11 protein-coding genes are annotated in these 13,002 nt (G+C 64.8%); 7 read left to right on the top strand and 4 right to left on the bottom strand.

Annotation, left to right across the window (positions count from 1 at the left end; translation table 11 throughout):
- Nucleotides 1-43: 43 nt before the first annotated feature.
- The gene (locus tag F3N42_RS00210; protein ID WP_150862362.1) at nucleotides 44-2,971 is read left to right on the top strand and encodes a M16 family metallopeptidase; all 2,928 of its coding nucleotides are present in this window, start codon (nucleotides 44-46) and stop codon (nucleotides 2,969-2,971) included.
- 24 nt (nucleotides 2,972-2,995) lie between these two features.
- Here the strand turns inward: F3N42_RS00210 and F3N42_RS00205 are convergent, their stop codons facing one another.
- Nucleotides 2,996-3,463, bottom strand: coding sequence for an META domain-containing protein (locus F3N42_RS00205; protein ID WP_224784596.1), 468 nt, complete (start codon nucleotides 3,461-3,463; stop codon nucleotides 2,996-2,998).
- A 123-nt stretch (nucleotides 3,464-3,586) separates the two neighbouring features.
- Here F3N42_RS00205 and F3N42_RS00200 point away from each other — a divergent pair, with 123 nt between their 5' ends.
- From F3N42_RS00200 to F3N42_RS00180, 5 genes are all read left to right on the top strand, one after another.
- Entirely contained in the window at nucleotides 3,587-5,398 is a 1,812-nt protein-coding gene (locus F3N42_RS00200; protein WP_150862361.1) for a diflavin oxidoreductase, read from the top strand.
- A 1-nt stretch (nucleotide 5,399) separates the two neighbouring features.
- Entirely contained in the window at nucleotides 5,400-7,037 is a 1,638-nt protein-coding gene (gene cysI, locus F3N42_RS00195) for an assimilatory sulfite reductase (NADPH) hemoprotein subunit (protein ID WP_150862360.1), read from the top strand.
- A gap of 142 nt (nucleotides 7,038-7,179) precedes the next feature.
- The gene (locus tag F3N42_RS00190) at nucleotides 7,180-7,938 is read left to right on the top strand and encodes a phosphoadenylyl-sulfate reductase (RefSeq protein WP_150862359.1); all 759 of its coding nucleotides are present in this window, start codon (nucleotides 7,180-7,182) and stop codon (nucleotides 7,936-7,938) included.
- A 72-nt stretch (nucleotides 7,939-8,010) separates the two neighbouring features.
- Complete coding sequence (locus F3N42_RS00185; RefSeq protein WP_150862358.1) at nucleotides 8,011-8,457, top strand: hypothetical protein; 447 nt, start codon at nucleotides 8,011-8,013, stop codon at nucleotides 8,455-8,457.
- Between the two features lie 2 nt (nucleotides 8,458-8,459).
- Entirely contained in the window at nucleotides 8,460-9,614 is a 1,155-nt protein-coding gene (locus F3N42_RS00180) for a BamA/TamA family outer membrane protein (RefSeq protein ID WP_150862357.1), read from the top strand.
- Nucleotides 9,615-9,620: 6 nt separating this feature from the next.
- Here the strand turns inward: F3N42_RS00180 and F3N42_RS00175 are convergent, their stop codons facing one another.
- Nucleotides 9,621-10,646, bottom strand: coding sequence for a LysR substrate-binding domain-containing protein (locus tag F3N42_RS00175; protein WP_150862356.1), 1,026 nt, complete (start codon nucleotides 10,644-10,646; stop codon nucleotides 9,621-9,623).
- A 371-nt stretch (nucleotides 10,647-11,017) separates the two neighbouring features.
- Between F3N42_RS00175 and cysG the strand changes: the two genes are divergently transcribed.
- The gene (gene cysG, locus F3N42_RS00170; protein ID WP_150862355.1) at nucleotides 11,018-12,430 is read left to right on the top strand and encodes a siroheme synthase CysG; all 1,413 of its coding nucleotides are present in this window, start codon (nucleotides 11,018-11,020) and stop codon (nucleotides 12,428-12,430) included.
- Nucleotides 12,431-12,443: 13 nt separating this feature from the next.
- Here the strand turns inward: cysG and F3N42_RS00165 are convergent, their stop codons facing one another.
- A complete protein-coding gene (locus tag F3N42_RS00165) occupies nucleotides 12,444-12,704 on the bottom strand; it encodes a type II toxin-antitoxin system RelE family toxin (RefSeq protein WP_150862354.1) in 261 nt (86 codons plus the stop codon).
- On the bottom strand, nucleotides 12,691-12,924 hold the full coding sequence (locus F3N42_RS00160; protein WP_150862353.1) for a CopG family transcriptional regulator: 234 nt from the start codon (nucleotides 12,922-12,924) through the stop codon (nucleotides 12,691-12,693). Before F3N42_RS00160 ends, F3N42_RS00165 begins: the two co-directional genes overlap by 14 nt.
- Nucleotides 12,925-13,002 lie beyond the last annotated feature (78 nt).

The raw sequence follows: 13,002 nt of genomic DNA, 5'->3' as shown, positions 1-13,002 counted from the left end.
ATAACCTTTTCGCCCCTTCGAAAGACCCACCAGGAAACCATCCGTGAAGCTTTTCACCAGAATCTTGATGTTCACCACCGTGTTCGTGCTGGCCGGCTGCCAGCAGGACGCCTCGACCCCGGCGACCACTGCCGGCACACCGGCCGCCACCCCTGAAACCGCTGCACCGGCTGTCGCGGCGGCCCTGCCCGCCGGCGTTACCCTGGTGGAGGAGTTCGACGGCGACGACAGGGGCATCTCGATCCCGTACAAGAAGTACACGCTGGCCAACGGCCTGACCGTGGTGTTGCACGAGGATCACTCCGACCCGCTGGTGCACGTGGACGTCACGTACCACGTGGGTTCGGATCGCGAAGAGCCGGGGCGTTCAGGCTTCGCGCACTTCTTCGAGCACATGATGTTCCAGGGCTCTGAGAACGTCGGCGATGATGAGCACTTCAAGATTGTCTCCAACGCCGGTGGCACGCTGAACGGCACCACCAACACGGACCGGACCAACTATTACGAGACGGTGCCCGTCAACCAGCTCGAGACCGTGCTGTGGCTGGAGGCCGACCGCATGGGCGTGTTCCTGGACGCGGTCACGCAGGAGAAGTTCGAAATCCAGCGCGAGACGGTCAAGAACGAGCGTGGCCAGCGGGTCGACAACCGCCCTTACGGCCGCGCGCTGGAAACCCTGATGCAGACGATGTATCCGGAAGGTCACCCCTACTCCTGGCCGGTGATCGGCTGGATCGAGGACCTGAACGCGGCCGACCTGGATGACCTGAAGCGCTTTTTCCTGCGCTGGTATGGCCCCAACAACGCCACGCTGACGGTGGGTGGCGATATCGACGTCGCGCAGACGCTGGAATGGGTCAACACCTACTTCGGCCCAATCCCGGCCGGCCCTGAAGTCGACAACCTGCCCAAGCAGCCGGCCAGCCTGGACGGCGACCGTTACGTCACCCTGGAAGACAACATTCACCTGCCCGCGCTGGCGATGATGCAGCCCACGGTGTACTCGTTCCACCAGGACGAGCCCGCCCTGGACGCAGCCGCCAAGATCCTGGGCCAGGGCCAGGCCTCGCTGCTCTACCAGCGCCTGGTGCAGACCGGCCGCGCCGTTCAGGCCTCGGTCAACCACGCCTGCAAGGAACTGGCCTGCGAAATGTGGTTCATCGTCATCCAGAACCCCGCCTCGGGTGAGTCCCTGGCGGAAATGGAAGCCGCGGTTCGCGAGACCATCGCCGAGTTCGCCGAGCGCCCGGTCAGCGAAGACGACCTGACCAAGTTCAAGGCGGACTTCGAGGCCGGCCGCGTGTTCGGCCTGCAGTCCGTCGCCGGCAAGGTGTCCACGCTGGCCGCGTTCGAAACCTTCACCGGCTCGCCCGCCGGCATCGGCGAGGAGATCGACCGCTACCTGTCCGTCACGACCGAGGACGTGCAGCGGGTCTTTGACAAGTACATCGATGGCAAGCCGGCCGTGGTGCTGAGCATCGTGCCGAACGGCAAGCCGGAACTGGCCGCCGCCGAGCAGAACTTCAACATCGGCGAGCGGGACATCCCGGAAACCTTCGAAGATGAAGGTCAACCGCTGGCGCTGCGCCCGGTGAGCGACACCTTCGACCGCAGCATCCGACCCACTCCGGGTGTGAATCCCAGCGTCGAGCTGCCGCCCATCGGCGACGTGACGCTGGCCAATGGCGTGCGCCTGCTGGCGGTGCCGAACGACGAAACACCAACGGTGACCATCCGCGCCGTGTTTGACATGGGCCTGCGCGACGAACCACCCGGCAAGGCGGGCCTGACCGCGCTGACCTCTTCACTGATGGGCGAAGCCACGCAGTCGAAATCGGCCGCCGAGTTCGCAGAAGCCATGGAGCGCATCGGCGCCCGGGTGTACGTCAGCCCCGGCATGTACGAGACCACGGTCACGCTGAACACCCTGGCCAAGCACCTGGACACCGCGATTCCGCTGTTCATGGAGCGCATCATGGAGCCGGCCTTTACCGAGGAGGACTTCGCGCGCGTGAAGCAGCAGACGATCGAGGGCCTGATGCAGAACCGCAAGACGCCCGAAGGCCTGGCCAGTCGTGCCATCGGCGCGGTGCTCGACGGCCCGGACAATCCGCTGTCCTACCCGGTCAGCGGCCTGCCGCACACGGTCGAAACCATCACCCTGGATGACGTGAAGGCTTACTACGCGGCCCATGTACCCACGCACCTGACCGGCGTTACGGTCAGTTCCAGCCTGCCGCAGGAACGCGTAGTGGCCGCGGTGGAACCGCTTGCCCAGCTCGAGGTGACCGAGGCCGCACGTGAGCCGCTGGCGGATCGCCCGGCCATTGAGGGCCGCACCGTCTACCTGGTCGACAAGGAAGGCGCCGCGCAGTCCAGCATCCGCACCGGCCAGCACGGCCTGCCCTACGATGCGCTGGGTGACTACTACCGCGCGGGCCTGGCCAACTTCGTGCTGGGCGGCACGTTCTCCAGCCGGGTCAACCTGAACCTGCGCGAGGACAAGGGCTACACCTATGGCGCCCGCACCGGGTTCTCGGGTGGGCCGGAACTGGGCAGCTTCCGGTTCAGCGCCGAGGTCAACAAGGATGCGACGGCCGCCTCGGTCACGGAAGTCCTGAACGAACTGCAGGCCTACGATGAGTCCGGCATGACGCCGGAAGATTTCGACTACATGCGCTCGGCCATCGGCCAGCGTGACGCGCTGCAGTACGAAACGCCGGGCCGCAAGCTGGGCCTGCTGGACAATATCCTGCGCTACGATCTGCCGCTGGATTACCGCTCCCAGCAGAACGCCATCCTGCAGGAGACTGACCGCGACATGCTGAACGCCCTGGCCAGCCGCCTGATCGACCCCGACAACATGGCCATCGTCATTGTCGGTGACGAGTCCAGCATCCGCGAGGAGATCGAGGCACTGGGCATGCCCATCGTCGAACTCGACGAGGACGGCTACGTCATCGGGGAGTAACGCCCGTTACCCAGGCACCCCCGTTTACTCGGGGGTGATGAGCGAGGCCCTGACCAGGGTCTCGCCTTCATTGTCGGTCAGGTGCAGGATGTTGCCCTCGGCAACGTACCAGCGCTTGACCTTGTTGACCGTGGCGTAGAACTTCACCTCCTGGTTGCCCAGCGCCGGCACACAGGCCCGCTTGGTGCCCGCCAGGGTGCCAAATGTCATCCGGTCGGTAATGATCGAAACATCACCCGTGTAATTGTTGCAGCCGGTGCTGCCGGCCACGCGCGCGTCGGCGGGAAAGCCCACCGTGGTCCGCGAGTTGTCGACCACGCCGTCACCCGTGATGTCCTCGACCCACCACTCGGTGCCAATCAGGTCGTAGGGCGTGTTGAACGCTGTGCCCTGTGCCGGCTCCGATGTTTGCGCGCAAGCCGCCAGCACGAACAGGGCGGTCACTGCCGCCGCGAGACCCATGGCCTTATGTTTCACGATTGTCCCAGCCATCACGTTTCCTCCTGTGAAATGACGGTGATATGCCGTCGCGTTATGTCGACATAGTAACAAGGTCGTTCAGCCTTTCAGGTGACGCCGGTAGTCTGCCGCCATGGACTCTACCGGGACAACCCGATGCTGAACGCTTTACGTACCGACAATTCACCTTTCAACGAGCAGCAGATTGCCGCGCTGCAATCCAGCCTCGCGGCACTCAGCCCCGGGCAATCGCTGTGGCTAAGCGGCTACCTGGCTGGGCAGCTGGCTGGCGCCTCCGCGGACATTGCGCCCGCGGCCGCGGCCGCAGCGGCCGGCGCGCCGCTGACCATCCTGTATGGCTCCGAGACCGGCAATGGCGAAGCCGTGGCCGAAGCACTGGCGGCCCGCTTCGAAGCCGCCGGCCAGGCCGCCGAGCTGAAGTCGCTGGACGGTTTCCGTCCCGCCGCGCTGAAGAAGCTCGAGCATGCCGTGTTCGTCATGAGCACGCATGGCGAGGGTGATCCGCCGGAAGAGGCGCTGGATTTCTTCGAGTTTCTCGACAGCGACCGTGCGCCGAAACTGGACAAGCTGTCCTACCGGGTGTTGTCACTGGGCGACAGCAGCTACGAGAAGTTCTGCGAAGCCGGCCGCCGCCTGGACGAACGCCTGCAGGCACTGGGCGCGAAGCCCTGGGGGCCGCGCGTCGACTGCGACGTCGACTACGACGCTCCGTCCGAGGCCTGGGGCGACGAGGTGCTCGAACACGCCCGCGAAACCCTGGGTGGTGGCGATGCTGCCGGCCAACCGCAAGCCCACGCCGCGCACCTGAGCCTGGTGCAGGCCGAGCCCGCGCCGTGGACCCGCCTGCAACCGTTCTCTTCCGAAGTGCTGCGGGTGCAGAAGATCACCGCCAACGCTTCTGAGAAAGACGTTCACCACATCGAGCTGTCACTGGAGGACTCTGGCATCCGCTACGAGCCCGGCGACGCGCTGGGCGTGTGGGCGCCGAACGATCCGGAAGTGGTCGCCGAAATTCTCGACGGCCTGGACATCGACCCGGCCACGACGGTGCGCGAAGGCGACCGCGAACTGGCCGTCAGCGAGGCGCTGGCCGAGCACCACGAAATCACGCTGCTGACCGCGGCCACCATCGAAGGCCTGGCATCGGCCGGCGCAGCTGAAGAACTGGCCAGCGAGTACGAGGCACTGGACGACGCCGGTCGCCGCGCCTTTCTCGAGCGCCGCCAGCTGGCCGACCTGGTCGCTGCCTACCCGCTGAAGCTGGACGCGCAGACGCTGGTCGACCAGCTGCGCCCGCTGGCCTCGCGTTCCTACTCCATCGCCTCCAGCCAGGGGCTGGTCGATGAGGAAGTGCACCTGACGGTCGCCACGCTGGCCAGCGATGCCATCGGCACCGAGCGCCGCGGCGTCGCCAGCCAGTTCCTTAACCATCGCGTCGGCGAAGGCGGCCAGGTGCGCGTGTTCCTGGAACCGAACCGCCGCTTCCGCCTGCCGGAAAACCCGGACACCCCGATCATCATGATTGGCGCAGGCACCGGCGTGGCGCCGTACCGCGCCTTCCTGCAGGAGCTGGAAGCCCGCGGGACCAACCCGGACACCTGGCTGATTTTCGGCAACCCTCACCTGCGCACCGATTTCCTCTACCAGCGCGAGTTCCTGCAATGGCGCGCCGACGGGCTTCTGAACCGCATCGACGCCGCCTGGTCGCGCGACCAGGAAGAGAAACGCTACGTGCAGCACATCGTCGCCGAACAGGCCGAGCGCCTGGACGAGTGGCTGGCGCGCGGTGCGCACGTCTACCTGTGTGGTGCGCTGGCGATGGGTGAGTCCGTCACCTCGGCCATTGCCGACGCGCTGGTCAACGCCCGCGGCCTGGACGCCGAGGCGGCCGCCGCCGCGGTGGCCAACCTGCGCCGTGAAAAGCGTCTGCTGAAGGACCTGTACTGAAATGCCCAGCCCGGTTGAAAAGATCAAGGCGCGCAGTAATTACCTGCGCGGCACGCTGGCGGAAAGCCTGGCCGACACGGCCACCGGCGCGATTGCCGAGGACGATACCCAGCTGAGCAAGTTTCACGGCATGTACATGCAGGACGACCGCGACGAGCGCGAGGACCGTCGCCGGCAGATGCTGGAGCCGGATCACAGCTTCATGATCCGCGCCCGCATCCCCGGTGGCATCTGCACGCCGGAACAGTGGCTGGCGATGGACGACATCGCCACCACCTGGGCCAATAACTCGCTGCGCCTGACCACGCGCCAGGCGTTCCAGTGGCACGGCATCCTGAAAGGCGACCTGAAGAAGAGCATCCAGGCCATGAACGCGGTGTTGGTGGACACCATCGCCGCTTGCGGCGACGTCAACCGCAACGTCATGAGCACGGTGCTGCCCGAGCTGTCATCGATTCACCGCCAGGTGTGCGACGACGCCACCGCGCTCAGCGAGCACCTGCTGCCCAAAACCCGCGCCTACCACGAGATCTGGCTGGACCAGGAAAAAGTGGAAGGCACGCCGGACCATGAACCCATCTACGGCGAGCTCTACCTGCCGCGCAAGTTCAAGACCGTGTTCGTGGTGCCGCCGGTGAACGACGTCGATGTTTACGCCCACGACCTTGGCTACATCGCCATCGTCGAAGACGGCGAACTGCTGGGCTACAACGTCACGGTCGGCGGCGGCATGGGCGCCACCCACGGCGACCCGGACACCTACCCCGTGCTGGCCCAGGTGCTGGGTTTCTGCACCCCGGACCAGGTCAACGCCGTCGGCGAGGGCATCGTCACCATCCAGCGCGACTACGGCGACCGTGAAACCCGCAAGCACGCGCGCTTCAAGTACACCGTGGAAGACAAGGGCCTGGACTTCATCCGCGAGGAACTGGCCAGGCGCGCCGGCTTCGAACTGCAGCCCGAACGGCCGTTCACGTTCACCACCTCCGGCGACCCGTTCGGCTGGCACGAGACCGAGGACGGCCTCTGGCACCTGCTGCTGTACATCCAGAACGGCCGCATCGCCGACCGCCCGGGCATCCCGCAGCTGACCGGCATGCGCGAAATCGCCAAGTTGCACCAGGGCGAATTCCGCCTGACCGGCAACCAGAACCTGGTGATCGCCAACGTACCGGCGGACCAGAAGGACCGTATCGACACGCTGTGCCACGAGTACGGCCTGGACGCCTACGCCACGCTGTCGGCCACGCGCCTGAACGCCATGGCCTGCGTCGCGCTGCCCACCTGCGGCCTGGCCATGGCCGAGGCCGAGCGGTACCTGCCGGACCTGGTCGGCGAGATCGAGGGCCTGCTGGACAAGCACGCCCTTAGCAATGAAGCCATCAACATTCGCATGACCGGCTGCCCCAACGGCTGCGCCCGCCCATATCTCGCCGAGATCGGCATGGTCGGCAAGGCGCCCGGTCGCTACAACTTCCACCTGGGCGCCGCCCACAACGGCTCACGCCTGAACACCATGGTGGAAGAGAACATCGACGAACCTCGCATCCTGGAACTCCTCGATGGCTGGTTCGAACGCTTCGCCGCCGAACGCGATGGCGCTGAAACTTTTGGGGATTTTGTTGAGCGCGTGAGATGACGGTGAGTGGTGAGTAGGGAGTAGTGAGTAGTGAGTAGTAAGAGCGCCTTCGAAGGAGGTTTTTCCTACTCACTACTCACTACTCACCACTCACCACTCACTACTCACGACTCACCACTCACCCACAAATGGGAAGAATGACGTGACACATGCCAACCTGAAACTTTGCAAGCCACAGCCCGGCCAGTCCTGGTCCAGCGCACAGCTGACCTCGGTCACGCCGTGCCTGGAAAAGCTGGGCGCGGATGAACGCGTCGAGTGGGCACTGGATTTCCTGCCGGGCAATCCGATCCTGACGTCCAGTTTCGGCGCCCAGTCGGCGGTCTTGCTGCACCTGGTCACGCGGCATCGCCCGGACATCCCGGTGGTGCTGATCGACACCGGCTACCTGTTCCCGGAAACCTACGAGTTCATCGACCGCCTGCAGACCCGCCTGGGCCTGAACCTGAAGATCTTCAGCGCCGAGATCTCGCCGGCATGGCAGGAAAAGCGCTGGGGCAAAATGTGGGAACAGGGCAAGGACGGCATCGAGCGCTACAACCAGCTGAACAAGGTCGAACCGATGGCCCGCGCGCTGCGCGAGCTCGACGCCGGAACCTGGTTTAGCGGCCTGCGCCGCAGCCAGTCCGACAGCCGCCGACATATCGGCGTGGTGCAACGGCACAACCGCGTGGTGAAGGTGCACCCGCTGGCCGACTGGACCGACCGCGACGTGCACCAGTACCTGAAAAAGCACGACCTGCCCTACCACCCACTGTGGGACCAGGGCTATGTCTCTATCGGCGACCACCACACCAGCCGTCCGCTGAGCGCGGTCAACAGCGAGGAAGAAGCCCGGTTCTTCGGCCTGGTTCGTGAGTGCGGCCTGCACGAACCCGAGCGCTACCGCGACCAGGCCTAGCAAAACTACCGTGTCCTGGGCGCAATCATTCGGAGTAAACTACGGCGCTGAACACACCGCTGGAGCCATGGAATGCTGAACCTTCTTCCTACTAAGACACACCGGGGCCGGCGTTTCGCCGCCGTACTGGTCGCCGTGTTGCTGGCCGCGAGCCTGCACGGCTGTGGATCGACCAAGGTCTACTCGGCCAACAAGACCGTGGTCTACCGCGACAACATCTACAACGTTTCCGACGTGAAGCTGTTTTCGCATACCAGCGAAGCGGTGTTCCCGGGCGACAGTAACGTCGACCTCGACAACATCGAGAAGCGGGCCTTTGAGTCGCTGCTGGAAGACCACAATGACGAAGTCTTCGTCCGCCAGTCGTTCACCTTCGACGACCAGGCTGTCGTTTACCAGGCCCAGAATGTCGACTCCTGGTCGGACTTCGAGCGCATGAATCGCCGCTTCGACGATGCGCTGGAAGACCTGCGCGAGTTCCTCGCTGACGAGAAAGAAACCCAGCTCGAACTGGATTAATCGTGCAGCCTTTGTCCGTGCTCAGGCATGGGCTCGCGCTGATGACGATCACCACCGGCCTGTGCGGGCCGGTGGCCACCCTTCACGCTGATGAACCCGGGGATGCCCCTGAAACGGCCGGCACCCGGCAGGGCGCTGCGCCTGACCTGCGCGAAGACAAACCCCCGTTAAGCGTCGGCAAGGGCAATTTTGTCGTCGTGCCGATCCCCTTTTCCAACCCCACGCTGGATACTGGCCTGGTGCTGGGCGCCGCCTGGTTCCATGCCCAGACCGAGGCGCAGAAGAAGACGCAACCCCCTTCGGTGACGGGCGTCGCCGCCATGGGGTCCAGCAACGAGAGCAAGGCCGCCGCAGTGGGTCACATGGCCTACTGGAAGGAAGACCTGTGGCGCTTCAGCGGTGTCTACGCGCAGGCCGACCTGAGCCTGCCACTGCTGGCACCCGGCGACGGTGGTGATATCTCGAACATCAACTGGATCATCGAGGGTGGTTTTTTCCAGGCCTCGCTGGCCCGCCGCGTGGGCAGTCGCTGGTTCCTGGGCGCGACGCTGCGCTACATCGACCTCGACCAGACCTTCGAAATCGACCTCGACACCAACGCCTTCGACATCGGCAGCCAGGTGCAGTCGGCCGGCATCGGCATCGACCTGTCGTATGACACCCGCGACATGACCACCAATGCACGCGAGGGCCGGTACTTCAAGGCAACCGCGCAGTTCAATCACGAAAACATCGGCAGCGACGAGTCCTACGAGGCCTTCAACATCAACTACAAGCAGTATCACCTGCTGAAGGACAACTGGGGCCTGGCCTGGGAAGTGGCCGGCTGCTCCCGCTCCGATGGCGTGCCGTTGTGGGATGCCTGCCAGATTGGCCTGCGCGGTTTCGCCGCCACTGACTACCTGGGCAAATCCTCGCTGCGCGCCCAGGCCGAGTCACGCTGGTTCCTGTCTGAACGCTGGGGTGCGGTCGCCTTCGCCGGTGCGGGCCAGCTGACCGAATCGTTTGCCGGCAATCGCGACCACGATCTCATCCCCAGCTACGGGGTGGGGGTGCGATTCGCGGTGCAGAAGTCCAACCGGGTCAACCTGAGGCTCGATTATGCGCGATCGCGCGACAGCAGCGCGTTTATCCTTTCCGTGATGGAAGCGTTCTGAAACAGTTCAGAGCTTGAAGTCACCACAGCAGTTGTTCAGCTGGTCGCCGAACGTCGGGTGCTTGTGCACGGGCTTCAGGCGCGGGAACGGCACAATATTGCCATCCTCCGCCTCGCCGGCCACGGCGCGATCGATACGCTCGCGGTTCGCGCCCGGCACCACCATCTCCAGGAACTCGTACATGTACTCGGCCAGGAAGCGGTCCTTGCGGAAGCCCACCCAGGTGGCCGGGCTGGGGAACAGTTCGCCGGCGGCAATCGCCACCAGGTCGCCGTCGGTGGCCGGGTCGTACGCCATGCAGGCCAGGATGCCGATGCCCATGCCCTTGCGCACGTAGGTCTTGATGATGTCCGGGTCCTGCGCCGTGAAGACCACGTTGGGCTCCACGCCGGCACGCGAAAACGCGCGGCCCAGCGATGATTCCTCGTTAAAGGAATAGGTGTAGGAAATGATCGGGTGGCGCGCGATGTCGGCCAGCGTCGGCTTTTCCACACCCGCCAGCGGATGGTCCGCCGGCACCAGCACAATGCGCTCCCAACTGTAGATGGGCAGCGTCACCAGGTCGTCGAACAGCTCACTGCGGCCGGACGCAATGGCGAAATCCGCTTCGCGGCTCATCACCTGGTCGGCGATCTGCTCGCTGGTTCCCTGGTGCAGGCGCAGCGAGATACCACGGTTACGGCGCTGGAAGGTCTCCAGCATGTCCGGCAGCACGTAGCGGGCCTGCGTGGGCGTGGTCGCGATCACCAGTTCGCCCTGCTGCTCGCCGGCCAGTTCCGATGACAGCGCCTTGATATTGTCGGCCTCGGCCAGGATGCGCCGCGCGCGCTCGACCACTTTCTGGCCGGCGTCGGTCAGGCCCTCCAGGCTCTTGCCCTTGCGGGCGAAAATCTGCAGCGACAACTCGTCCTCGAGCAGGCGAATCTGCTTGCTCACCCCGGGTTGCGAGGTAAACAGGGCTTCGGACGCCGCCGTGATGTTCAGGCCGTTATCGACCACGGCGACCAGGTATCGGAGTTGTTGCAGTTTCATCGCTGTATCAGCCTAGCAGTTCATTGTTGCGTTTTTCTGGCCCCTGGGACGAAAAACCCGCCTCGGGGGGCGGGTGGAGTGCTCGATTGGGTCAACGGCCCGTCAGCAAACCACGCACCCCCGGGTAACGAGATGGGGTACGAGATAGGTACGGCAGCACATTTCGCCAATAGTTTCGGTCACTTCGTCACCATTCCTGCGTGTCTCAATGCCGAGAATAGGGGCAACGCCGGGTCATAACAAGCGGTTATTAGTGCAATCGGTTGCAGCTGGGGCACATAACAAATGGTCATGCCGCCCTAAAAACTTCGTATTTCAGTCATTGCCTGCGAGTGAATACTCTGGACACCTCGAAAAAGTGAGCGTTTGTGATGCGATATTTCCCGGTCTTTATGGACCTTCAGAACCAGGTGGTGGCCGTCATCGGTGGCGGCGCCGTGGCCGAGCGCAAGATCCGCCTGTTGCTCAAGGCCGGCGCGCGCGTTCGCGTCGTGGCCCGCGAGCTGAATGAACAGGTGGCGGCCTGGCAGCAGGCGGGACAACTGGACTGGTCGTCGGCCGAGTACACCGGTGGCCAGCTGGATGGTGCGCGCCTGGTGTTTGCCGCCAGCGATGATGCCGGCTTGAACCGACAGGTCTACGCCGACGCGGAATCGCGCCACATCCCGGTCAACGTGGTCGACGACCGCGAGCATTGCCGCTTCATCACGCCCGCCATTGTCGACCGCGACCCGGTGACGGTGGCCATTTCCAGTGGCGGCGAGTCACCGGTGCTGGCGCGGCGCGTCCGTGGCTGGATCGAGCGGCTGCTGCCCACCGGCCTGGGCGCCGTGGCCAGCGCCGCGGGACGCCTTCGCGACGCCGCCGCGGTGCTTCCGCTGGAGCGCCGGCGGCAGTTCTGGGACCGGCTGCTGAACCGCGCCACCATCGACGAGCTGGCACGCAAGGATGACGCCGCCATCGACGCCGCGCTGCGGGGCGCGCTGAACAGCGAACTGCTCGCGGACACCGCGGGCACACCGGCCGGGCGCGTGATCCTGGTGGGCGCTGGGCCCGGCCGCGCTGACCTGCTGACCATCCGCGCGCAACAGGCGCTGGGCCAGGCCGATGTGATCCTGCACGATCGCCTGGTTCCCGCCGACATCCTGGAGGTCGCGCGCCGCGATGCCGAGTTCATCGATGTGGGCAAGCGCGCCGGCAACCATCACGAAACCCAGGCCGGCATCCACGAGCTGATGGTCGAGCACGCCCGCCGGGGGCGTGTCGTGGTTCGCCTGAAGGGCGGCGACCCGTTCGTTTTCGGCCGGGGTGGCGAGGAGCTCGAACACCTGCGCGCCCACGACATCGACTACGAGGTGGTGCCGGGTGTGACCGCAGCGACGGCCTGCGCCGCGTTCGCCGGCATTCCGCTCACCCATCGTGAGCATTCCCAGGCGCTGACGCTGATCACGGGCCATACCCAGCCCGGCGGCAAGGACCCGGCCTGGGCCGAACTGGCCGGCGAGGACCGGACACTGGCGATCTACATGGGTGTGAAACAGGCCGCCACGCTGCGCGACAAGTTGCTGGACGCCGGCCTGGCGCCGGAACTGCCGGTGGCGCTGGTCACCGACGGCGCCCGCGACAGCCAGCAGGTCTTCCATGGCTCCATCCGGCACCTGCCGGCCCTGGCCGCCAGGGCGCCCAGCGGCGCGCCGGGGCTGTTCATTATCGGCCGCGTGGCACGACTGGGTGAGGAACTGGCCTGGTTCGGACAGGCCGCGGAGGCACAGCGCGCGGCGTGAGTACGCAAGGAGACTATTTCCGGTAAACCGATTGTCGATGGCCAACCTTGACGACAGTGATGACCAGGTGACGATCGCTGATCTCGTAAATGATCCGATAGACCCCTTGCCGCACCCGGTAGCGATCTTGTCCTGACAGTTTTTCGCAGCCTGAGGGGCGGGGGTCTTCCAGCAAACGCTCAATCCGCTTCAGTATCCGCCCGACGTCGCGCTTGGGAATACTCCGGAAATCCCTCGTGACGGACTTTCTGAAAACCAGCTCATAGCTTGCCATTGGCTTTCAGATCATCGAGAAGGGCTTCGTAACTGATCGTCGGCTCAGCCACCCGGTCTGCGAAAGCGGCAAGGTCCTCCTGGTCCTCGGCCAAGGACGCGCGCACCGCGTCGTTGACAAGGTCCGACACGGAACGATCGGTATGCGCCGCTTTCAACCGCAACGCAGCATGCAGTTGCGGGTCGAAATAGATGGTTGAGCGTTTGGATAATTCGGCCATCATAACGTCCTGACGTCTTAACGTTATGACACAATATCATGGACTTGGGTTTGGACCTGCCTCTCGCCGCCTGATTCC

This window comes from Marinihelvus fidelis (assembly GCF_008725655.1).
Classification (GTDB): Bacteria; Pseudomonadota; Gammaproteobacteria; order Xanthomonadales; family SZUA-36; genus Marinihelvus; species Marinihelvus fidelis.
The sequence above is the reverse complement of the archived record's forward strand: the minus strand, read 5'-3'. Positions and strand labels throughout refer to the sequence as shown.